Raw genomic sequence first — 22,533 nt, 5'->3', positions numbered from 1 at the left:
CGAATTAAAAATGCTGGGTGGGAGGAGCTAGAATTTGGCGTTGATGCCGAAAGTTATTTGCCGCGCCGAAGGCGTTTGGTCGGGGCCCACGATGTCGGAAGTTTCCGGGTCGATGCCCTTGTACTTCGAGCGGTAGGTAGCAAAAATGAAGGGCTGCAAAATGCTCGTGTACACGCGCAAGCCGCTGATTTTCATTTTGCTGTACACGGCCGGCGAGAAATTGTAGCCGAAGTTGATGTTGCGCACTTTCACGAAGGAGCCATCGAAGTATTGCAGCGTGGTGTTATAAATCGGGAACTCCTGGTCCTTATTCGGCCGCGGAAAGTCGTTGGTCGCGTTGGTGGGCGTCCAGTAGTTCACGTCCAGGTTGTTGTAGCGCCCGGCCAGGTTGTTGTTGGTAGTGTGGAAGGTGCTCCGAATCATGTTCCCTACCCGGGCATAAATGAAGAAGGACAAGTCGAAGCCCTTGAACTCGAAGCGGTTGGTGATGCCGCCCGACCAATCGGGGATGGTGCTGCCCAAAATCACCCGGTCGTTGACGGCGTCGATTTTCCCGTCGCCATTCTGGTCTTTAATCTTGATTTGGCCCACCTTCTGGCCGTACAGCTTGGCTTGGTCTTCCTCGCCCGTCTGCCAGATGCCGATTTTCTCGTAATCGTAGTACACTTGCAGCGGCTGCCCAATAAAGCGCTGGTTACCAATGTCATCTACCTTACCATTAAATAACTCGATAATGGCCTCGCGGTTGCGCGTGAACTGCAAGTCGGTCGACCAGCGGAAGCCGCTGGGCAGGTTCACGTTCACGGTAGTTAAAGTTACTTCGAAGCCCCGGTTGCGGGTGTGGCCCACGTTCTGGAGCACGCGGTCGAAGCCGTTGGAAATCGGCAACTGATTGTAGAGCAGCAAGTCGCGCGTATCGGCTTGGTATACTTCAACCGAGCCGTATACCCGGCCCTTCCACAAACTAAAATCGAGGCCCGCGTTGGCAGTGCTGGTCGTTTCCCACTTCAGGTCGTCGTTGCCGAGCGTGCCTACCCGGTAGCCGTAGGCCGGCGCGGTGCCGAAGGCGTAGGAGGTGCGCGCCAGCAGGCTCTGCGTTTGGTAGGGCGAGATGCCGGTGTTGCCAATCGAGCCGTAGCTGGCGCGTAGCTTCAGCTGGTCGAGCCAGGAAATGTTCTTGAAAAATTGCTCTTCGGCCATATTCCAGCCCAGCGCTACCGACGGGAAGAAGCCGTACTTATTATTAGCCCCGAAGCGCGAGGAACCGTCGTAGCGGCCGGTGAGGGTAATGAGGTATTTCTCCTTATAGTCGTAGTTGACGCGGCCCATGAATGATTGTAATGTCCACGTCTGCAAGTCGGTACCCGGCGCATTGAACGAGCCGGCCTGCCCCAGATTGTAGAACGACTGCGTTTCGGCCGACACGGCATTCACGTCGATAAAGGCCGTTTCGTAGCGGTCGCGCTGCAACGAATACAGCGCCGTAACACCCAGGTTGTGTGCCTTGGTTTCGCCAAATTTCCGGTTGTAATTGACGATGTTTTCCAGCGTGTAGTTGAAGCGCTGGCCATATTCGGTGCGGGCCGTGGGCGCGCCCAAGCGGCGGGCATTGGTGAAGGTGCCCGTGAAGCGCCCAAAGCGCTGGTTGGTGATATCGGGGCCGAAATTGAGGCGGTAGGTCAAGCCATCCGCGATTTTCCACTCGCCGTAAATACTGTTGAAAAGGCGGACAGTTTTGGTTTCGGCAACGTTGGCGCCCGGCACCACCTCGGCGGCCGGGTTGGAGCGCAACCCGTCGGGGGTAGGCAAGAAAATCAGGTTGCCTTGGTCGTCGAAGGGCTGGCCCAGGGGGTTTTCGGCCAGTGCACCACCAAATGGGTGGAAGCCCCGGGCCACGTAGTTGGGGTTAGCAAAGCCGTCAAAATTCGGGTTGTTGATGGGGCTGTCGGCCCCGTTATTGACGCTATACACGCCAAACGTGGATGTACCCACCCGAATGTGGCTGTTGATTTGGTGGTCGAGATTCACCCGAAACGTGTAGCGGGTAAAGTCCGTCTGCTTCACGATGCCTCGCTCCTGAAAGTAGTTGCCCGAAATCGCAAACTGCGTTTTCTCGCTACCCCCCTGCACACCAATCTGATGGCTTTGGATGGAGCCCGTGCGCAGCAGCAGCTTTTGGTAGTCGGTGCTGCGGCCCTTAGCAATGCCATCGAGCTCAATGGCGCTGAAGATTTTCTTGTCCGAAGCGGTCCGGTCGGCATCGTCGTAGAGGCCAGCCGTGCGGTAGGCTTCGCGCTTATACTCAGCAAACTGCGGCCCGTCCATCATATCCACCTCGCTCAGGGCGTTGGAGAAGCCAGCGTAGGCATCGTAGCCCACCGTGGTTTTGCCCGCTTTGCCGCGGCGGGTAGTTACCAGCACTACCCCGTTGGCCCCGCGCGAGCCGTAGATGCCGGTGGCCGAGGCGTCCTTCAGCACCTCCATCGAGGCAATATCCTGCGGGTTGATGTCGTCGATGCCGCCCGCCAGCGGAATACCATCGACCACGTACAGCGGGTCGTTGGAGGCGTTGATGGACCGCCTACCCCGGATGCGCACCGCCACGCCCCCGCCCGGCTCGCTGCCGGTCTGGATAACATCGACCCCGGCTGCCCGCCCTTGCAAGGCCTGCCGCGGATTGGAGATGGGCAACTCCGTAATTTCCTTGGCCGTAACGGAGGAAATGGCGCCCGTAGTTTGGCTTTTCTTTTGGGTGCCGTAGCCTACTACCACCACATCAGTGAGCGCCTTCACATCCTCCTGCATGGTTACCGCCAGCCGCCGCTGGCTGCCAACGCTAACCGACTGGGTAGCATAGCTGATAGAGGAGAAAACCAGCGTAGCGCCGGCCGGCGCTTTCAGCGAAAAATTGCCGTCGGGGCCAGTACTCGCACCGGTAGTAGTGCCTTTCACTACCACCGTTACGCCGGGCAATGGCTCGCCTTTTGGGTCTACGACCTTGCCGCTGATTTCAACGGCGTTTTGCTGCGCCCAAGCCCCGTGGGTAGCGCCGGCCAGCAATAGGAGGAACAGGAGTGCTACCCTTGCGGGAAGCCACGAGTAACGTGTTGCCATAAGTGTGGGAATTCTAAGAGTAGGAAAGAACCAGGGGAATCGCAAGACGGCGCAAGACTCGAAGACCGTAACCAAGGCTCTACTAGGCAGCTGCCATTCAAGTAGTTGGGCTAGGCTTTACTTCTCAATCACCAGGCACCAGGCAAACGCCTAGCGAGTGACTACTCAGAGGGGCACTTTAGGATAAGACGGACTCTATGGAGCATAGAATACCTGCCAACTCAAGATTGATGGTATAAATATCCTACTTATTCATCTAAAAATCATCCTGTACTCTCCCGATTATGGGTTTTTGATGAAATAATAATTCAGTTGCCTTGTGTGCCTCTCCACTGCACTTATGGCATTACAACTATTCTTATAAGCAGCGCTTAAAAAAAGAAGCAGATAAGTAAGCTGGGGTAGCAGGTGAGTACAGGACGCGGCGCCTACCCTAAAACAGAAATTGCTCTTTGGTTGGGGCTGTACAAAAGATAAGCAGAACAATATATCAAAAGCAGAGAAGACTTTGACTATAAACTTATTAGAAAGAGCAACCGCTTGCTCGTTTTGCGGCAAGCAAAACCTAACTTGGTAGTGCTTCTAGCTGCTTTGCTAGAGCTGCTGGCAGCCAGGCACACCGACCCAAAAGCCAACGAGAAAGAATTTGCACAATAAGCTGTTATTGGCTTCTTACCCCCTCCCCCTTTACACCATGCTCCTTGGGCTTCTCGTTGTACTTGCTGGCTGGTTGCTTCCGCCTACCCCAGCCTCGGAGGTGCGGCGGGCCTTCCATTTGAGCGGCTATGCCCAGGGCACGACCTATGCCATTACGTACTACGCCCCCGATAGCCTCGTAACCAGCCAAGACATTACCACCCAGCTAGCCGAAATCGATGCGTCGATGTCGCTCTACCAGCCGGGCTCGCTGATTAATCAGTTCAACCAATCGGCCAGGGGTATTGTGGCCGACCAGCACCTGCGGGTGGTAGTGCGCAAGGCCCTGCAAGTGTACCAGGCCACGGGCGGGCGGTTTGATGCTACCGTTGAGCCGCTGGTGCAGGCTTGGGGCTTTGGCACTCGGCCCGTGGCAGCCCCACCTTCGGCGGCAACTATTCGGGCGATTTTGCCGCACATCGGCTCCGACAAAATTCATTTAAAAGGTGATTCGCTGGTGAAGGATTTGCCGGCTATGCACCTCGACCTCAACGGCATTGCGCAGGGCTATTCCGTAGATGTGCTGGCCACGCTGCTAGAGCGCCACCACATTCAGGACTACTTGGTGGAGCTAGGGGGTGAGATTCGGGTACGGGGCCACAAATGGCCCAGCGGCGAGCTAATGCGCATTGGCATTGAGCAGCCCGATACCAGTGCCTTCGCGGCGGCGGCCATGCAGCAAGTCATCTGCCTGCCCGCGGGCGGAGTTACCACCTCAGGCAACTACCGCAAGTTTCGGCAATGGGGAGGGGTAAGGAGCGCGCACCTAATTGACCCTAAGACTGGATACGCTTTTCAAAACGAGTTAATTAGTGTAACCGTTGTGGCCACCGACGCCCTAACGGCTGATGCTTATGATAATGCCCTGATGGGCATGGGGCTCGCCAGCGCGCTCACTTTTTTAAAGCAAAACCCGGCGCTGCAAGCCTACCTCATCTACCAGCGGCCCGACGGCACGGCGGCAGCCACCGCCACTGCCGGGCTGCAACAACTTCTTTCCCACCCATGACAAACGTGCTTCGAAGAGATTTTTGCAAACAAGCTGGCCTGCTCACGGGCAGCCTATTGCTACACCACCAATTGGCTGAGGCCTTCGCGCCTCGGCACCTGACGGGCAAAATCCGCATTGGCATTATTGGCTGCGGCGACCGGGGCACGGGGCTGCTCAAAATTTTGCAGGAGCTACCCTCGCTGTTTGAGGTGACAGCGCTGTGCGACGAATTGCCCTTCCGGCTGCATGATGCCCAGAAAATCGGTACGGCCAGCAAAGCCAAAACTTATGCCGATTACCACGCCCTACTGGACTCGCGGGCGGTGGAGGCTGTCATCATCTCGGTGCCGCTCGACCGGCACTTCCAGATAGCCAAGGATGCGCTACTAGCCGGCAAGCAGGTGTACCTGGAAAAAACCATGACCTATGACATTGCCCAGGCTCTAGAACTGGTGCGCTTGTCTCAGCAGCGACCCAACCAGACGCTGCAAATTGGGCATCAGTACCGGTCCTCGCCGCTATACTACCGGGTGAAGGAAATGATAAAGCAGGGCTACCTAGGCAAGGTAACGCAGATAGACTGCCGCTGGGACCGCAATGGCAGCTGGCGCCGCCCGGTGCCGGAGCCGGGGCTAGAGCGCAAAATCAACTGGCGCATGTACCGCGAATACTCGGGGGGCCTAGCAGCCGAGCTGCTGTCGCACCAGCTAGATTTCATCAACTGGGCCTTCGACACGCACGCCGACGAAGTTTTCGGTACTGGCGGCATCGACTACTATAAAGATGGGCGCGAAACCTACGACAATGTGCAAGTAATGGTGCGCTACACCCAAGCTGGCATGGTGGGCAATTTTGGGGCTACCTGCGGCAACGCCCGCGATGGCTACTTGTTTAAGCTAAAAGGCACTAAAGGCACTATTTCGCTGCTGATTGACCAGGGGATTTACTACCCTGAGCAAGAAACCCTCAAACAATACGGCACCGTAGATGGCGTGACGGGCGCCACCAAAATAACTTGGGACAAGAATGGGGGCATCCCCATCGTCACTGGCAAAGAGCCCCTCAAAGATGGGTCGTGGTACGCACTAAGTGATTTTTACCGCGCCATCAGCGAGAAGCAGTTACCTGATTCTAACGTTGTAACCGGCGCCCGAGCGGCCTGCACCGTGCACCTAGCCAATCGTGCCATTTATAACCACACGGTGGAAAAGTGGCAGCCCGCATACGACCTAAGCTAGTAGTCTGACTGACAGTAAAATTCACTTGCATTGCGGCGCATTTTCCGTGCCTCCAGGGTAGGTAGCTACCGCAGCAAGTAGACCTAGCTATTGCTGCGTTGAGTAACCTATTTTCAGGAATATCCTCTACTATCTGAGCCTCATAAGTTCAGTGTTAGCACTGTAGCGCCTGAATATATCCGACATCTACCTTCATTATAACAGAAGGCCGCTTTCTCAACGGCGCTGTCGTTTTGGTTATTTGCATTTTTTAGTACCAAAAATTACTTTCAATTGCACTTTACACATTCGCAGTCATGGCAAACACACGCAAGTTTCCAGACAAGTTGACTTTGACTAAGTCTGACTTAGCAATGATAGACCTTGGTATCAAGCTTTTGCAAGATAATAAAACCAAGAACGTACGCGATTTAGCGAAGCTCAAAGCAACTCACGAACCTGGCGTTCTCGTGAGTAGGAATCCAGGGGGAGATGTAGCCATCTGGGTAGAAATTGCCGTAGCAGCGGCAACCTTGGCTTGGGAAGTCTACAAGGCTTGGAAATCAGGCGCGGTACTAGGGGCGAATGTTTTGCCAGCCGAACTTCTGAATAGAATGAAGGTTGAACACGATTTTTCAATCGACCAATTGATTACTGCAAGAGAGCAAATCAACAGAGAGATGAATCTTTGATTGATTAGCAAGATTAGAATACTTTACTAAGTAGTGAGTAGCAGTAGCGCGCAGAGCTTACGTATCAACTCTGCGATTTCAACCTCTAAATATTCTGGGTCTATGATAGGTTTTGGTGCTTGGTTGCCCTGCAATTCCATTAGGAACGCTGCAGGACAACCAAGCACCCACCTGCTTTTCAAAATGGTTTAGCCTGGCCCCTTTTGACTAATCACAATACAAGTAGATACTTTGGTAATACCCCTATTAGGCTACAAAAAGTATCTGTACTACTTAATTTTTAATCTAAAAAGTAATACTTATAAAATGGATATATTCGTAGCCATTTTTTTAGGATTATGGTTTTTTATATCCGTAATCTGGCAATTCCAACTCAATATACTATTAAAGTACCGAGGCTACGACTTTATTGGAGTCTTACCTAATTGGACTTTTTTCGCTCCAAATCCAGGAACTAGCGATTACCATATAATATACAGATTAGCGCAAGGCGATGAAATTACTTCTGATTGGCAAGAAGTACCATTGATAGTTTTTAGAACGTCTTATAATTTTATTTGGAACCCTGACAAAAGAGAAATTAAACAATTATTTGATTGCACAAGCTCCTTAATTAGGTTGGCCCAGAGATGCCACAAAGAACAAATGAGTCAGCATCTGCTTACCAACAATTTATGCACATGCGTCCCGTATTTACTTATCTTGAACACAGTCAATAGCTTTTCTTTTAAGTACTCAGACGCGAATGCATCGCACATACAGTTTGCGCTTGTTGAAAGCTTTGGCCTGCATTCTGAAGAGAGTCCTAGGCCAATACTAAGTTCTCCATTTCACCAAACTGCCATCCGCACTAGCAATCATGAATACGCCCACGTATTTTAGAATAGTAATAATCTTATTTACTATAGGGCAACTTATTACAACCACTGAACTTCTTTTTTTATATAATAAAGGTAATTTTTCTGATAGGGGGGCATTTCCTTGGAGAATAATCAGCTTAGATATAAATACATGGCTCAATAATAAGTACGCCGCCAAAATTCTAGATTACTTATTGAATAAATACTTGTTATATATACTCATTTTAGAACTCATCCTATTAACATTACTGCCTTTTATCACTATTCATACCTGGACATTTACCTTTGTTGCGCTAATTCTTGTAGTTTGCTTGCTTCTAATTCAGCTTAGAACTACTTATGGAGGCGAAGGGTCGGACCAAATGGCTTTAATACTTGTAGTAGCTATTTTCTTAGGGCTAAATAAATACTCATCGCAACTAAGTGAAAAATATTGCCTGTATTTCATCGCATTCCAATCTTGCTTGGCATACGAAACGGCAGGCGTTGCCAAAATAATATCAAAAAAATGGCGTAGCGGAGAAGCAGTTTACCAAATATTTAGTACTGGCTCTTTTGGTAGCCTAGGTTTTTCCTCGCTTTTGAAGAGAAGCGGATATTTGAGTTTATTCTTGTGCTGGAACGTGATAATAATGGAAATAACGTTTCCGTTATGCTTAGTTGTTCCTTTACCATTTTCTTATATCATTTTGTTTTGGGGTGTTACTTTTCACTTATTCAATGCTGTATTCATGGGACTAAATTCGTTTTTTTGGCTATTCACGGCTACTTACCCAGCTATATTATTTGTGATAAGTAATCTAAACATCTACCCCTAAATAATAGCGCTTCATTTATACGAGCAAACTCAAACAGTGCCTGGTAGGCAATTGATGCAAGCCTACTGTAAAGCGACCCGTGGGTACTCAAGCCGAGGTAACTATAGCGCACCTGCTTCTCGGGTAGCAATGCCAGTAAAATGGAACTACCGGACTACTACATCACCACAATTTCACGGCGGTAGTCTAGGGTGCATATGGGCAGCGCCCCGCGTTTCATCAGGCCATTTGCGCCTACCAACGACTTCTACCTGGACATATAAGGGTACAACGACACCACGCTTCGCAGTAAGGCAGTGTTCCCGTCTATACACGTGCTGACGCCGTTGGACAGCTGCCGCATCGCGCTCTCACAGGTCACATCGAGTACGAGGCGGCAGCAACCGTCTTTGTAAGGGCGCAAGAGTATTTGAGGGAAGGCGTACTGCCTAGGTCCGCGAGCTAGTACGGGGGGTAGTGGTGCTAACAATAGAACACCCCGTATGTGCGTCCCCTACTAGCGGTGCCTAGCGAACGTGGGGTTGCCATGCTATTAGCACTACCTATATTAACGGCTCATTCCACTTCTACCTACTCATTTACTTCATGGAAAAAGTAACGGGCCTCGGCGGCGTATTTTTCAAATGCGATAATCCGCAAGAAATGAACGACTGGTACGCGAGAAATCTCGGACTGGCTACCAGTGAGCACGGGACAACGTTTAAGTGGCGTCAAGTCGATAATCCGTCGAAACAAGGTACCACTACTTGGAGCACGTTTCCGCAGGATACCACCTATTTCAACCCGTCAGCCAAGCCCTTTATGATTAATTACCGGGTGGAAAATATCGTGGAGTTAGTAGCAGAACTACGGAAGAACGATGTGACTATCCTTGATGAGATTGCCGAATATGCCTATGGCAAATTCGTCCATTTGCTCGACCCGGAGGGAAATATACTTGAGCTTTGGGAGCCAGCCGCGGAAGAAGCTCCAGCGAACGAGGACGGGTAAACCAGCTGGCTTTCGGTAGTAGGTATAGAAGAGTCTTGCCGTACGCAGGGCTCGCTTCCATTCGCGGGGTTTGCCGGTGTAAGGTTTGCGTGGGGTCTAGGAGAATAGGGGGTGAAAGCACTATTTCAGCGGCACTGACTTGGTTTTAGTAGCGATGAAATCGTTGACAAACTCGCTGTAGTGAATGAGGACGTGGCCCGCGTGGGCACTATTGCGTACAATCGGAATCACGTCAGCCTCCCATTGGTTGTAATGAGTGGGGAAGGGGACTACGCTCTGCTGCCAGCCGCCCGGCCGGCAAGTAACTAGGTGGTAGCTACTCCGGCAGTTAGTGAACCAAGATGGAGAATGCCTAGATAATCGCGCCGGCCAGCCCCCAAGTGGTGAAAGACGTTTAATTCGCCCCCAAGGAATTGGTCAAGGGCATAGGGGCGCAGGGCCTGATTGGAACTAGTAAGATAGCTGACGCACCGGCCCACGCAACCCTCCCCGGTCGAATCTACCTCGGGTAACACTAGCCACACGTATTCGGCCGTACCGTTGCCATCGAAATTGCCTTGCACGGCTCCAGGAGGAGGAACTGAGCTAACGGGGGCAGCGCCGCGCGAGGGGCAGTAGGTAGGTGAGCGGCCGGACGCTCGCAACCCACAAGTAGGCCTAATGTAGTGAAAGTAAAAAACACCCTGGGGCTGCGGGGCTTTTTGCGTGGTACCGGCCTAGCAGACTACTTGGCTACCTGCCGGGCCATGCGCTGCCGAATAGCATCGTGGCTGCGGTAAAAATCCATCTCGTAAGAGTAGGGGTCTGTATTCCAGAAGGCATTAAAGGCCTCCAGGTTGTTACGGAGGCGATTGAACTCCTTTTCTTGCGCTACATCGAGTAGCAGGGCAGTCGAATCAGCTTGCAGAGCGGTAAAGCGCCCCGCTAGCAATTGCTCAATTGCAATTACTTCCGTACCACCCTGATTAGCGCGAGGGACTTTCTTGGCGGGGGTGCGTTTCTGCGAAAATGTGTGCGCCTGGTAGGTGGCAGGCAGCACGAAAAGAGTGGCCTTCTGCTGGGATGTGTTGCGCTGGGTAGCTAGCCTGCCTGCTAGCCCAAGACCATTGAGAAGGTTAGGGCTAAGTTGTGCGTGTGCAGAAAGAGTGCCACTAAATAAGCCGGTTAAGAGTAGAAGTTTCTTCATAGACAAATATAGTAAAAGCTCCTCTGTTGAGCGAGAATTATTCCCTACTCTCGGGGCCAGCAAGTGCCACCCTGCGTATAGCTAAAAGTAGAAGCGACCCTACAGATGAGGGTTGCGAGAGCAGTGAAGCTGCATTTTGGTGCTGATAATCAAAAATCCCAACTAAGCACGACTTCTGTAGCGCTGTGCTACCTGAGATGCTAATGACGACGCCGAATACTTCGGTCGGCACTCTCGGCGGAGGTAAAACAGGGGTGTAAAATAAAAAAAGGCCTCTACGCTAGCGTAGAGGCCTTTTTAGTGGGCCCACTTGGAATCGAACCAAGGACCTGCTGATTATGAGTCAGCTGCTCTAACCGATTGAGCTATAGGCCCGGTGCCGCAAACGCAGGGCTTTTGGCTGGATCAAAGTTACGGCGGGTTTTGGTTTTTTGAGTGGCTGGCATGGGTTTTCTATCCCGACCTTTGTGGGCTAGTACCATCCTTGACTCGCCGCCTACCCCACTTATGAAGCCCAACCTGCTCTTTGACTTTGGTGGTGTCATCATTAACATCGACTATGCCCGCACGCCCGATGCGCTACGCCGCCTCAGCCGAGCCAATAGCGCGGTTGACTTAAGCCAAGCAAGCCAGAGCGAGCTGTTTGACCAGATGGAAACCGGCCAGCTTTCGCCCGCCGAGTTTCGGGCTGCCCTGCGCGAACACTACGAACTGAACGCCACCGACGCCGAAATCGACGCCGCCTGGAATGCCCTGCTGCTCGACGTGCCCGCCGAGCGGCTCGCCCTCATTGGCGAGCTACGGCGGCAGGGGCACCAGACGGCCCTGCTTTCTAATACCAACCAGCTGCACATTGAAGAAGTGAACCGCCGCTTGGCCCAGCAATACGGCTTCAAAAACGGAATTGCCGATTGCCTCGACCGCGTGTTTTATTCACAGGAAGTGGGCTTCCGCAAGCCGGGTGAGGAGATATTTCGGCACGCGCTGCGCGAAATGAACTGGCAGCCCGCCGATACGTTATTCATTGAAGACAGCCCGCAGCACATTGCTACGGCTCGCCGCCTAGGGCTGCGGGTGCTTTACCTGGCCCCGCCCCTCACCCTTACCACCGCCCTGCCCGAAGCCCTGCGTGCCTTTCCCCGAGAATACCCCGAACGCCCTACCCCCCCTGCCACCCACTGACGACCTCCTCGGCGGCTGGCCCGCCGATGCGGCCGCTGCACCCGCGCCTACGCGCGGAGCCTGGGCGCGCCGCCTGTTTCGACGCTACGAGCGGCCGCCCATGCGGCCCGGGGTACGCTACGCTTTGCACCTGGGGCTGTTTTTACTTACCCTGCTGACTACCGTGCTAGCGGGGGTGCAGCTGGTGCGCCAGGGCCCCGAGTGGCTGGCGTTTGACGTGCTGGGCCACCCAGCGGCCCAGCGCTGGACGGAGCTGGGCTGGGGCTTGGCCTACGCGGTGCCGTTTTTGGGGGTGCTGGCGGTGCACGAGTTTGGGCACTATTTTGTGGCGCGCTATAACCAGGTGCGGACGTCCCTACCGTACTTTTTGCCGGTGCCGTTTGGGCTAGGCACGTTTGGGGCAGTAATTCAGATTAAGGAGCGCATTTTTTCGCGGCGCGAGTTTTTTGACATCGGGCTGGCCGGGCCGCTGGCGGGTTTGCTGGTGGCGGTGCCGCTGCTCATCTACGCCTTCACGCACCTGCCCGACCCGGTCGAGTACTTGCTCGTTACCAATCCGCAGCTAGGCCATTCGGCTCCCGAACTCACGCTGGCCCGGCCCCTGCTCTACCAGCTGCTCGAAAAAGTATTTGCCGCGCCCGGCCGCATTCCGCCCACTAACCAGCTGCTGCACTACCCGCTGCTGCTGGCTGGCGAGCTTAGCTTGTTTTTCACGGCCCTCAACTTGTTGCCCATCGGCCAGCTCGACGGCGGGCATATTTTGTACGGCTTGCTGGGGCCGCGCCGGGCGGGTCGGCTGTCGGCGGGGCTATTTGTGGTGTTTATTTTTTATGCTGGGCTAGGCATTTTCTCGCTGCGCAGCGGCTGGCAAACCTGGCTCTATGGCGGGGCGCCCTACGCTTGGTACCTCTGGCTGACCTTGCGCAAGTTGCTGCCCCAGGCGCGGCAAGTGCTGGCGGTTGCGGCACTGGTGTGGGTAGCACAGCTCACCGTGGCTACCCTGTGGCCAGGCACGTTGGGCCAACCTGGCTGGCTGATTTTTGGGCTGTTGCTGGGGCGAGTATCGGGCATTTACCACCCCTCGGCGCCCGACGAGCGCCCCCTCAGCCGGGGCCGCCAAGTGCTGGGCTGGGTAATGGTTATCTTATTTATTCTTTGTTTTTCGTCGTCGCCCCTTGTCGAGGTGCGCTGGACAGCTATTTAGCCAAAGTGGGGGTAGGCGCCCAGCTTTTCGGCTGTATTTTTAGGACTTCATGCAATTTCACCAACGCCAATTTACCCGCTCTACGCAGCTTGCGCTGCGCGAGCACGGGTTTTATATCAGCCAGCGCGACGGCCGGGGCCAGGTCGCTATGGCCGTCGAGCTACCCTACGAAGAATTGCTGCCCTTGCGCCTCGAATACCGCAACACCGTGCCTCGCCGCCAGCTGCTTTGGGGCTTGGGCGGCCTGCTTTACGTAGGCTTGCACCTGACTCGGCCGCTTTTGGCGGATAGCCAGCCGCTATCCAACGAGGCGTGGGCCGGAGCATTTGGCGTGGGGGTAGGGCTTATTCTATTTTTCTTATACGGCCTCCACAACTGGTGGCACCAGGCTATTTTGCACACCTCGCGCCTGCAAGTAGTGCTGGCCGACCACCCCCGCGACCGCCGCCAGCTGCGCGCCTTCGTTAGCAATTTGCAAAGCCATACCAAGGCCTACCTGCGCCGCGAGTACAGCCTCGTGAACCCGCTGGGCCTCATTGAGCCGCAGTTGCGGCGCCTGGCCTGGCTGCACGAGCTCGACGTGCTCAGTACTCCCGAGGCGCAGGCGCTGGCTACCCGCCTCACGGGCCGCCTGCCCGGCCGCGGCATCAAGAGCATGGGCCAGCGGCTAGAGGCTCCGTATGTGAATTAGGTGGGAAAGTGGTAAGCCCAGCCATAACCCCGTGGCCCTCCCCCCTCGTATCGGCGAGGTACTCTACCCCCCTCCCACGCTATGAGCATTACCCTAAATCGCACGGCGCTCACTTTCGCCAAAAGCCTCATTAAAGAAGGCAAAATCAAGAACGACGAAGGCCACTGGGGCCAGCACAACCCCGGCTCAGCTCAGGAAAATGCATTCCTCAAAAAACACGAAATCGACGAGTATGCCCAATGGCACCTTGGCGAAGACAAAACCCAGAGCGAAGACAATAAAGGCCGCTACAAATTCCCGTACGGCGACTTCAAAACCGTGCATCGCGACGGGCTGATTGCCGCTAAGGAGCGCGCCGCGCAGCAAGGCTACCACGACATTGAAAAAGCCGCCGACGAGTTGCTGCAAGCGCTAGAAAAAAAGGCAGCCTGAGCATAAGCCGCTCGTAAAGCAAGGGGGTAGGGATGGGACGCGGCGAACGCATTTCCCATCCCTACCCCCTTGCTTTGGCGGCACCAGCTGGGCCGCGGACATACACAATGGTTTATTAAGCAGCCTGGTAACCCATCATGCCGCCTACTAGGTTGCGCACATTGGTAAAGCCTTGCTGGGTGAGGAAAGCCTTGGCCGAAGCCGAGCGCCCCCCGCTTTTGCAATGCACGATTACTTCCTGGTCTTTTAATTCTTCGAGGTCGTCGAGCTTTTCGGGCAGGGTACCGAGCGGGATATTTTGGCTGCCGGGAATGCGGCTTTCTTCGGCCTCCCAGGTTTCGCGCACGTCGATGATGTGGGGCGTTTCGCCGGTTTGCTGGCGCTGCTTCAGTTCGGCGGAGGTGATGTCGGGCATAAGGTATGCTATAAGGAAAACATTGAAAATGAGCAGCCTATTCTACCACCAATCGGCGAGTGGCACTGCTACCGTCGGGCAAAGTTAGCTGCACCATATACACCCCGCCCGGCAAGCCAGCCGGCAAGCGCAGCGTCGGCTGCCCAGCCTCGGCGGCGGCTTGCTGCCACACTTGGCGGCCCAGCACGTCGAGCAGCGCGGCGCGGCTAAAGGTGGGCCCGCTCACGGCTACCGTGGTATTGGAGGGGGTAGGGTTAGGGTAAAGGCTAAATTGGGCGCTAACGGCTTGCTGCGCTTGGGTAGCCAGCACGCTATTGTTCATAACGGGCCGCAGCAGCAGCGCGCCGCCCGTAGCGGGCTGAAAGGGCGTCCAGGTGCCTTGCTGGGTATAAAACAGCGAAGAGGCGGGCGTCTGGTTGTTCAAATCGAGGCCATAGAGCAAAAACTGCCCGTTGGCAGGCTGGCCATAGCCCACGTAAAACCGACCCGACACGGCGACCGGCGTGGCAAAGCGCACCTCATAAAACCCCTGACTAACCAACTTTTGGTCGAGCGTAAACGTGCTGGTGGCTAGCGGAGTAGGACCCGGCTGGCCATTAGCATCTGCCCACACCGCTACCGTCACCGAGCGATTCAGAAAGTTCTCGCCCCCTTGGCTAGTAGGAATATTATTGAATACGGGCAGCAGGCGCACGGCACTTACCTGGTCGGCTTTAGTAGCGGCAAAGGCTACGGCTAGGTAGCTCGTCGGCCCGGTGCTAACGGCAGGAATGCCAAAGCTTTGCTCGGCCGTGCCATCGTCATAGGCATAGTAATTACTCAGTTCCAAGTCGCGGCTTACGGTGTCATTGGCCAGCGTTAGGGGGTTGGTTTCCCTTGTTTGCAGCGCCAAAGTGTAGCGGAAGCGCCGCGCCTGCGTCGAAAGCGACAGCGGGGCTGTGCTAGCGTCACCCGTAATGACATCTTGCCGGGCATTGGCCAGTTCGGGGCGGTTGCCTGTTACCCAGGTGGCGGGGCCAAAACCGCCGGTAGTCAGCTCGCGCACCGTACCCTGCCAAGCAATAGGGATGGGGTTGCCGGTAGCAGTCAGGTTATTGACAGTGGCCGTTACGGCCGGGTTTAGCTCGCTCGTTGTGGCTGCGTTGTACTGCCACACCGGCATAGCGGTGTAGCGGCGCAAAGGGCTGCTCAGCCCCCGGCTGATGGCAACATCTTGAAAGATAGTGTCATTATCCGCCCGGTTGTTATTCACATAAATGTAGTCGAGCCCAAATGCGTCGCGGGCCGAAGACTGATTGCCCGACGCCCGAAACCGGAACCGAAAGCTACTGTGAAAATAAGCAGCCTGGTTAATGGCAAAAATCTGCTGCCGGAACTTAGTCGATTTATTGGCGCCTAGGTACGTCCAGATGGTGTTCCAGCGCCCCGCATTATCCAAAAATTCCAACGTTAGGCTCACCGGCGTGCTGCTGCTATTGCTCACTGGCGACCCGGCCAGCGACCCGGCCTGCCAGGCGTAGCTCAAATACACCCGGCTACCCGCCGAAAACGCGCTCAGGTCGAGGGGCAGCGAAGTCAGCGTGTCGGTTTTGCTATAAAACGAAGCGGAGCTACTATTATAGGGTAAGCCATTGGCGCGCAAGCCATCTAGCGTAACGGTGCCGCGCGTAAGGGGCTCAATGGCCAAGCGGTTGCTTACGTAGGCGCCGCCCCCGCCGTAGTGCTGCGTCAGCCCTACGCCATCGGGGTAGTCGGTGGCGGCCGCTTGCCAGCGCAAAGGGCTCGGCTGGCCATCGAGGGGGGTAGTAAAATCGTCGAAAAACGGCAGCCCGAGCGCCGCCGTGCGCTGCTGCGCCGAAGTAATGGCCGGGACGGGCGCCGTTGTCGTCCGGCCCAGGTCGGCCGAAAGGGGTTGGGTGGGGAGGAGTACGGGCGTCGTTTGGGCCTGGGCCGCGAAGCCTAGCAGCACAGCCGGCAACCCAAGTAAGCGGAGCAATTGGCGCATAGCGAGTAGCTAAATAGTTATTGACGGATAGCTTTTTTAGGGCAGCCGCTTAACCAACGCAAAACGCCAGCTAATAGTCAACTGCTACCCGCCAACAGCTCAAAAATTTATTCGGCAACCCACAGGTCTACCAGCTGGCCCATGCGAATGGTGGCACCGGGCGCCGCTACTGGCCGCTGGCGCACTACGGTGCCGGGCGTTTGGCCGGTTTCGGCAGGCTGTTTAAACACCTCGCCTACTTCTAAGTGCTGGCCAGCTAGTAGCGTACGCGCCTCATCCTCGGGCATGTTTAGCAAGCTGGGCACCTCAAACTCGGTATTGCCGAGGCCGTCGCCCACTTCCAAGTCTACCTTGGTTCCCTTGGCAATGGCCGCGCCGGGCGCAATTTCCTTACCCCCCACCAGCTGCTTGAGCACAGCATTTTGGGCCACGTTGGGCACCAGCTTTATCTGGCCGATGGCCAAATCGTAGCTTGCCAAAATGAGCTGCGCGTTCTTCACCGAGCCATCCGTGAGCTTGGGCATCTTGATGACCGGCGGCCGGCGCATCGAAATGGAAATGTAGATTTTGCGGTCCTGCTTCACCTTTTCGCCGGGCGCGGGCTCCTGCGTGAGCACCGTAAAAGGCCGGGTACCTGGCGAGTAGCTACTGTCATCGACGAAGTATGCCAGCTTGCGCTCGTCGAGGTAGTTTTCGAGGTCAGCCACGTTCATGCCCGTTATTTTGGGCACCACAATGGTTTCGCCGTGGTGCGTAGTAAGGGGCAGGTAGAGGTAGAAAAAGCCCAGCACCAGCGTAGCCACTAGGGCCGCAATCACGGCTAGGTGCTTGAAAACATCGAACCAGGTATCAGATTTTAGAAAGGACATACTGCAAAAGAACGTCATGCGGAGCTTGCCGAAGCCCTTGGCATGGATTGGTAACTTAATCGCTAAACGATTGAATTAGTACACCACGCAGAGGCTTCAGCAAGCTCCGCATGACGTTCTGGGTTGATTAATTACTCGTGATAATTTTCTCGGCGCGCGCTTTGCCAAAGTCCAGAATCCGGTCGATGAACTGGTACGGCGTGTAGCCGGCCAGCGCCGTTTGGTGGAAAATGCAGGTAGCGGGCGTCATGCCGGGTAGGGAGTTGACTTCAATAATGAGCACTTCTACCGCGCCCGACTGCCGCACCCGCACAAAGGCGTCGATGCGGGCGTAGCCCTCAATGTGCAGTATTTCGGCCACTTGGCGCAGCGTGCGCTTCACTTCGTCGCTGATGCGCTGGCGCTCGGCGGCGTCGGTGGCGTAGCGGGCGGGCGTGATATTCTGTCCTTCGCCGGCCAAAAACTTCTCCTCCAAGCTCAGCACTTCGCCGGTTGCCAGGGCTTCGCTGGCCTCAAAAACCTCGATTTGCAACTGGCCCGTAGTGTCGTACGACGTGAGCAGGCCGCCCGTAACCTCCAGGAACTTCGCCGCGCCATCGGGGCCGATGAGCGTTTCGACCAAGAAGGCCTCTTTCTGCGGAAACTCCTCCTTAAAGCCTAAATGAAGCACCTCGGCCGGGCCAGCCAGCAAGTCCTCTTGCTGCCGGAAAATCTGCTCGCTAAAAGCGGCCAGCTCGGCGCGGTTCTTTATCTTTTTCACCGCCGACGAGCAGCCGTCATCCGCTGGCTTGGCAATGAAGGGGTAAGGGAATTCGTCCTCCAGGCTGCGGTAAAACGCCTCCGCATCGGCATTCCACTCCAGGCGGTAAGCCAGGCGGTGGTTGGCCACGCGCAGGCCGGCCTCGCGCAGGCGGCGGTTGGTTTCGAACTTGTTGATGGTCACAGCGCTGCTGGCCGCGCCCGAGCCGTTGTAGGGCAGGCCAAATTTCTCCAGCTCCTGCTGCAAGGCGCCATCTTCGCCGGGCCGGCCATGCAGGGCAATGAATACTTCATCGGCCCGCTCGGCCAGTTCTTCAAATGAAATGCGGCGCGGCGCGGCCACCGGCTGCCCAGCGTAGGTGCCTGTAATGCCCGCCGCCTCTTGCCGGATGCGCGCCAGCACCGGATGAGCCGCGTGGCCGGCTTCGGCCTGCTCGATTTTCTCACGAATATCGTCGGCATTATCCTTGAGCATCACGTTGATGGGTAGCTCGTAGAGGCGAAACTCCTCACTGTTGCCGGCCAAGAAAATCGGCATCGGCCGGTACTTCACCGACGACGAGAGCTTCTCATAAATATTGCGCCCACTCTCCACCGAAATATGCCGCTCGGAGGAGTAGCCGCCCATGATTACGGCCACGCGCAGGCGGTCGTCCTGCACCTGCTGGCGCGCCGCAATGGCCGCGTCGAGCTGGCCCAGCTGCGCCGTGAGCTGCACGGGCTTCAGCCCGCCGCGCCGCCGCGCCGCCAGCGATGTGCGAATGAGGTAAGTAAGGAACTGGCTGGGGTTCAGCCCAATCTCGGCGGCTTGGTGAAAGAAGAACGACGCCGGCAGCATGCCGCTGGTCGTGTTCGGGTCGTTGAGAAAGATGGTGCCATCGGCCTGAATAAAGCCGTCGAGCCGCGCATACACTTCGAAGCCAAAAGTGCGGAACATGGCCTGGCACTGCTGCCGAATGCGCTCAATGTCCGCCTCGGGCAAGTCGATGGGCGTGACCTTGCGGGCCAGGCCCGGCAGGTATTTGGCGCGGTAGTCGAAGACCTCGGTGCCCTTCACGATTTCGGTGGGGGGTAGGGCCAGTGGCTGGCCGTTTTCATCTTCCACCACAATGCACGAAAACTCGCGGCCGGCCACGAAGCTCTCCACCAGCACTTGCGTTTCGCCCGTGGTGCTGGCAAGCACCACCGCCGACGCGCTCGGGAAAGCCGTCATCAGGAAGTCGAGCAGGGCCTCGGGATGTGCAAAAATTGTGGCGGTTGCGCCGGGTACCGCCGGCAGGTCGGCGTGGTGGGCGGTGGCCGTTACGGGCAGGCCAATGCCCTCGCGGATGTCGGCAAGCTGCCGCACCCAGGCCAGGCGGCCGTGCTCGTCCAGCTCCTCCCATTCGGCAGCGGTGAGGGTACGGCGAAACAGCGCCCGGTCTACGGCCGCGCTGAACAGTGCGGGGTCTTCCGCCTTTAAAATACTGATACCGATGCTACTACCCTGGCGCGGCGCCTTCAGCACCAGCGGCAGGCCCAGTTCGCGGCCCAGCATAGAGAGCGTAGCGGCCGGGTCGGCGGTGGCCCAATCTTCGGCCGTGAGCACGTAAAAATCGGGGGTAGGCAGCCCGGTAGCTTTGAGCAGTTTCTTCTGCGCAATCTTATCAATGCCAAACGCCGAGGGCAAAATACCGGAGCCCGAGTAAGGGATACCTACCCACTCCAGCAAGCCCTGAATGGCGCCGTCTTCGCCACCCGGCCCGTGCAGGGCCAGAAAGGCAAAGTCCATCAGCTTAGGCAATTCGCTGGCTTGCACTTGGCGGCCGACGTGGCCAATTAGCTCCGCTAGGGCTTCTTCGCTCAGCTCGCCTAGGCTTTCGAGGTACACCTGCCAGGGGTGGCGCGCGGGGGGTAGGGCCGCCACGGGCGGGTAGAAATCGCGGATGGTACCCTTGTAGAGGTACTGCCAGTCGAGCAGAATAAAGTGCCCCTGGCTATCTACAAAAATGGGGACGGGCTGAAACAAGCCTTTATCCAGGTTGTCAAAAACAGTGCGCCCGCCGGCGAAGGAAATTTCCCGCTCGCGCGAGGTGCCGCCAAAGAAAATGCCGATTCTCATCATGTCGGGTGCAAAGGTAGTTTAGGCAAGGGGGTAGGGCCGGCAGGGCAAAGAAGAACGGCTGGCTTCTACTTTGCACCCGCAAACTCGTACACCTGTTCTGTACTGGTTCATTTCTCACCTACTCACTTTCTCGTGAACACCCTCGCCAACTACAACTTCGCCGGCCACCGTGCCGTGGTGCGCGTCGATTTCAACGTGCCGCTCGATAAAGACCTGCACATCACCGACGACACCCGCATTCGGGCCGCCACGCCCACTATTCAAAAGATTTTGGCCGATGGGGGCGCGGTAGTGCTGCTCTCGCATTTGGGCCGGCCCAAAGGCGGCTACGAAAAGAAATATTCGCTCGAAAGCCTGGTGCTGCGCTTGCAACAGGAATACGGCCGCGAGGTGATTTGGGGCGGCGACGTGCTCTCCGACGAAGCTTTTGCCAAGTCGCAAGCCTTGCAGCCTGGCCAAGTGCTATTGCTTGATAACGTGCGCTTTCACCCCGAGGAAGAGGCCGGCGACGACGCCTTCGCTACCAAGCTGGCGCGCCTCGGCGATGTGTACGTAAACGATGCCTTCGGCGCGGCACACCGCCGCCACGCGTCTACGGCCGTAATGGCTAGCCACTTCCCCGCCCAAAACCGGGTGGGCGGCCTGCTGCTGCAAGGCGAGCTCGACAACGCCCAAAAGGTGCTCGACAACCCCGAGCGCCCCTTCACGGCCATCATGGGCGGCGCCAAGATTTCCGATAAAATTCAGCTCATCGAAAAGCTACTCGATAAGGTGGATACCCTACTTATCGGCGGGGGCATGGCCTATACCTTCGCCGTGGCGGAGGGGGGTAGCGTAGGCGGTTCGCTGCTCGAAGCCGACAAAGTAGACTTGGCCAAGCGCCTCATCGAGCTGGCAAAAGCCAAAGGGGTGAACCTAGTGCTGCCCGGCGACAGCCTCATTGCCAACCGCTTTGCCAACGATGCCGACGTAGACGTGGCGCCCAACCACAGCATTCCCGTGGGCTGGATGGGCCTTGACCTAGGCCCCGACGCCCGCGAGGAGTTTGCCGAAATCATTCACCATTCCAAAACCATTCTCTGGAACGGCCCCATGGGCGTGTTTGAACTGAGCAACTTCTCGCTTGGCACCGAATACATAGCCCGCGCCATTGCCGAAGCCACCGAGGCCGGCGCCTACTCGCTCATTGGCGGCGGCGACTCGGCGGCGGCGGTGCAGCAGCTCGGCTTTGCCGACCGCGTGAGCTATATCTCGACCGGTGGTGGCGCCCTGCTCGAATTTATGGAGGGCAAGGAGCTGCCTGGCGTCACGGCGCTGGGGTAGGGCTGGCTTAAAGTATAGGTAAGGCACTCTATAAGCAAAGGCCGTCCTGCTGAGCTGCTTCGGCAAGCTCAGCAGGACGGCCTTTTGTCAATAGTTATGTAAAAAACCTGGCCATATTCTGGCCGGGTTTTTTGTTGGGTGGCAACGGCAAGGCGCGTTCGGCAGTATAGCTTATTATCCACCCCAATTGAAAACAACATGACTGACCACGAAATAGAATTCGCCAAAATGGCCCGCCTAGCTTACCGCGAACTGACCGACCAGCGCCCGCAGTGGGAGCAGCGCAGCCCCGCGATGGTAGCCGATTTTGAGCAGCTTAATAACTTCCTGCAAGCCTTTGAGGAAGTGTCGTCGCGCGAGGGTACCAAGAGCGGCAAAGAATATACCGACGCCCGTGACCGCGCCGAGCATGCCGCCGAAGCAGCCGCTGGCCGCATTGTGCGCGGCCTGCGCGTGCTGCAAGTGAATAGCCACAACCCCGCCCTAGCCACGGTAGCTAGCTACACGCCCAACGCCCTCAACCCGCTGCACGGCGAGGAACTCCTAGGCGCCCTCAACGCGATTGCATCCGCGGCCGCTGGCGTGGCGCCGCTGCTCGCCAACGAGGGCGTGACGGATGAGCACCTCAAAACGCTCGATGACGCTATTGCACTTTACACTCCGCTGGCGACGCTCAACAACAGCACTGTGAAACAGGGTGACGGCCTGCGCTCGACGGCCCGCCAAGTGGTGAAAGGCCTGCGCACCGTGCTCCAGCGCCTCGATGCCCGCATCGACAACTTACGCGATGAGATTCCGGGCCTCGCCCAGCGCTACGACGATGCCCGCCGCACCGCCGACTCTTCCTACTCCGCCCCCACCGGCCAACGCGAAGGCGGCGATGGCTCGGAAGGTGGCATCGGCCGCGAAGCCGCTGGCAACGCCTTCGGCCCCGAGGCACAGCCCGGCTCGTAATGACGGAGTAGGGTAACTAATTAGGCCGTCC

17 protein-coding genes and 1 tRNA gene are annotated in these 22,533 nt (G+C 56.5%); 11 read left to right on the top strand and 7 right to left on the bottom strand.

What is annotated here, in order from left to right; translation table 11 throughout:
* Nucleotides 1-27: 27 nt before the first annotated feature.
* A complete protein-coding gene (locus GO988_RS01165; RefSeq protein ID WP_157561701.1) occupies nt 28-3,114 on the bottom strand; it encodes a SusC/RagA family TonB-linked outer membrane protein in 3,087 nt (1,028 codons plus the stop codon).
* 694 nt (nt 3,115-3,808) lie between these two features.
* Between GO988_RS01165 and GO988_RS01160 the strand changes: the two genes are divergently transcribed.
* From GO988_RS01160 to GO988_RS01140, 5 genes are all read left to right on the top strand, one after another.
* Nucleotides 3,809-4,819, top strand: a complete 1,011-nt coding sequence (locus tag GO988_RS01160; RefSeq protein ID WP_157561700.1) for an FAD:protein FMN transferase — start codon at nt 3,809-3,811, stop codon at nt 4,817-4,819.
* Nucleotides 4,816-6,039, top strand: a complete 1,224-nt coding sequence (locus GO988_RS01155) for a Gfo/Idh/MocA family protein (RefSeq protein WP_157561699.1) — start codon at nt 4,816-4,818, stop codon at nt 6,037-6,039. Before GO988_RS01160 ends, GO988_RS01155 begins: the two co-directional genes overlap by 4 nt.
* 296 nt (nt 6,040-6,335) lie before the next feature.
* Nucleotides 6,336-6,710 carry a hypothetical protein gene (locus GO988_RS01150; protein ID WP_157561698.1) on the top strand — a complete coding sequence of 125 codons (375 nt, stop codon included), beginning with the start codon at nt 6,336-6,338 and terminating at the stop codon, nt 6,708-6,710.
* An 859-nt stretch (nt 6,711-7,569) separates the two neighbouring features.
* On the top strand, nt 7,570-8,388 hold the full coding sequence (locus GO988_RS01145; RefSeq protein WP_157561697.1) for a hypothetical protein: 819 nt from the start codon (nt 7,570-7,572) through the stop codon (nt 8,386-8,388).
* A gap of 585 nt (nt 8,389-8,973) precedes the next feature.
* A complete protein-coding gene (locus GO988_RS01140; RefSeq protein ID WP_157561696.1) occupies nt 8,974-9,378 on the top strand; it encodes a VOC family protein in 405 nt (134 codons plus the stop codon).
* Between the two features lie 724 nt (nt 9,379-10,102).
* On the opposite strand, the gene GO988_RS01135 is transcribed toward GO988_RS01140, so the two are convergent.
* Together GO988_RS01135 and GO988_RS01130 are read right to left on the bottom strand one after the other, a co-directional pair.
* Complete coding sequence (locus tag GO988_RS01135; protein WP_157561695.1) at nt 10,103-10,417, bottom strand: hypothetical protein; 315 nt, start codon at nt 10,415-10,417, stop codon at nt 10,103-10,105.
* A gap of 448 nt (nt 10,418-10,865) precedes the next feature.
* A tRNA-Ile gene (locus tag GO988_RS01130) sits at nt 10,866-10,939 on the bottom strand.
* Nucleotides 10,940-11,071: 132 nt separating this feature from the next.
* On the opposite strand from GO988_RS01130, the gene GO988_RS01125 reads away from it, so the two are divergent.
* From GO988_RS01125 to GO988_RS01110, 4 genes are all read left to right on the top strand, one after another.
* Nucleotides 11,072-11,746 carry an HAD family hydrolase gene (locus GO988_RS01125; protein ID WP_198172456.1) on the top strand — a complete coding sequence of 225 codons (675 nt, stop codon included), beginning with the start codon at nt 11,072-11,074 and terminating at the stop codon, nt 11,744-11,746.
* Nucleotides 11,694-12,950, top strand: coding sequence for a site-2 protease family protein (locus GO988_RS01120; protein WP_317164761.1), 1,257 nt, complete (start codon nt 11,694-11,696; stop codon nt 12,948-12,950). Before GO988_RS01125 ends, GO988_RS01120 begins: the two co-directional genes overlap by 53 nt.
* A 49-nt stretch (nt 12,951-12,999) precedes the next feature.
* The gene (locus tag GO988_RS01115) at nt 13,000-13,641 is read left to right on the top strand and encodes a hypothetical protein (RefSeq protein WP_157561693.1); all 642 of its coding nucleotides are present in this window, start codon (nt 13,000-13,002) and stop codon (nt 13,639-13,641) included.
* 81 nt (nt 13,642-13,722) lie between these two features.
* Nucleotides 13,723-14,073 (top strand): hypothetical protein, encoded by a 351-nt coding sequence (locus GO988_RS01110; RefSeq protein ID WP_157561692.1) that lies wholly within the window; start codon nt 13,723-13,725, stop codon nt 14,071-14,073.
* Between the two features lie 115 nt (nt 14,074-14,188).
* Here the strand turns inward: GO988_RS01110 and GO988_RS01105 are convergent, their stop codons facing one another.
* The 4 genes from GO988_RS01105 to GO988_RS01090 form a co-directional block, all read right to left on the bottom strand.
* A complete protein-coding gene (locus tag GO988_RS01105; RefSeq protein ID WP_157561691.1) occupies nt 14,189-14,488 on the bottom strand; it encodes a rhodanese-like domain-containing protein in 300 nt (99 codons plus the stop codon).
* Between the two features lie 37 nt (nt 14,489-14,525).
* Nucleotides 14,526-16,493, bottom strand: coding sequence for a T9SS type A sorting domain-containing protein (locus GO988_RS01100; protein ID WP_157561690.1), 1,968 nt, complete (start codon nt 16,491-16,493; stop codon nt 14,526-14,528).
* A gap of 107 nt (nt 16,494-16,600) precedes the next feature.
* Nucleotides 16,601-17,362 carry a PASTA domain-containing protein gene (locus GO988_RS01095; RefSeq protein WP_157561689.1) on the bottom strand — a complete coding sequence of 254 codons (762 nt, stop codon included), beginning with the start codon at nt 17,360-17,362 and terminating at the stop codon, nt 16,601-16,603.
* 127 nt (nt 17,363-17,489) lie between these two features.
* Nucleotides 17,490-20,222, bottom strand: coding sequence for a D-alanine--D-alanine ligase family protein (locus GO988_RS01090; protein WP_198172519.1), 2,733 nt, complete (start codon nt 20,220-20,222; stop codon nt 17,490-17,492).
* A gap of 135 nt (nt 20,223-20,357) precedes the next feature.
* Here GO988_RS01090 and GO988_RS01085 point away from each other — a divergent pair, with 135 nt between their 5' ends.
* Together GO988_RS01085 and GO988_RS01080 are read left to right on the top strand one after the other, a co-directional pair.
* Nucleotides 20,358-21,548, top strand: a complete 1,191-nt coding sequence (locus tag GO988_RS01085; protein ID WP_317164760.1) for a phosphoglycerate kinase — start codon at nt 20,358-20,360, stop codon at nt 21,546-21,548.
* A gap of 198 nt (nt 21,549-21,746) precedes the next feature.
* Nucleotides 21,747-22,502 carry a hypothetical protein gene (locus tag GO988_RS01080; RefSeq protein ID WP_157561687.1) on the top strand — a complete coding sequence of 252 codons (756 nt, stop codon included), beginning with the start codon at nt 21,747-21,749 and terminating at the stop codon, nt 22,500-22,502.
* Nucleotides 22,503-22,533: the final 31 nt, after the last annotated feature.

Source organism: Hymenobacter ginkgonis (assembly GCF_009755225.1).
GTDB classification, from domain to species: domain Bacteria; phylum Bacteroidota; class Bacteroidia; order Cytophagales; family Hymenobacteraceae; genus Hymenobacter; species Hymenobacter ginkgonis.
This window is presented reverse-complemented; position numbering and strand designations above follow the sequence as displayed.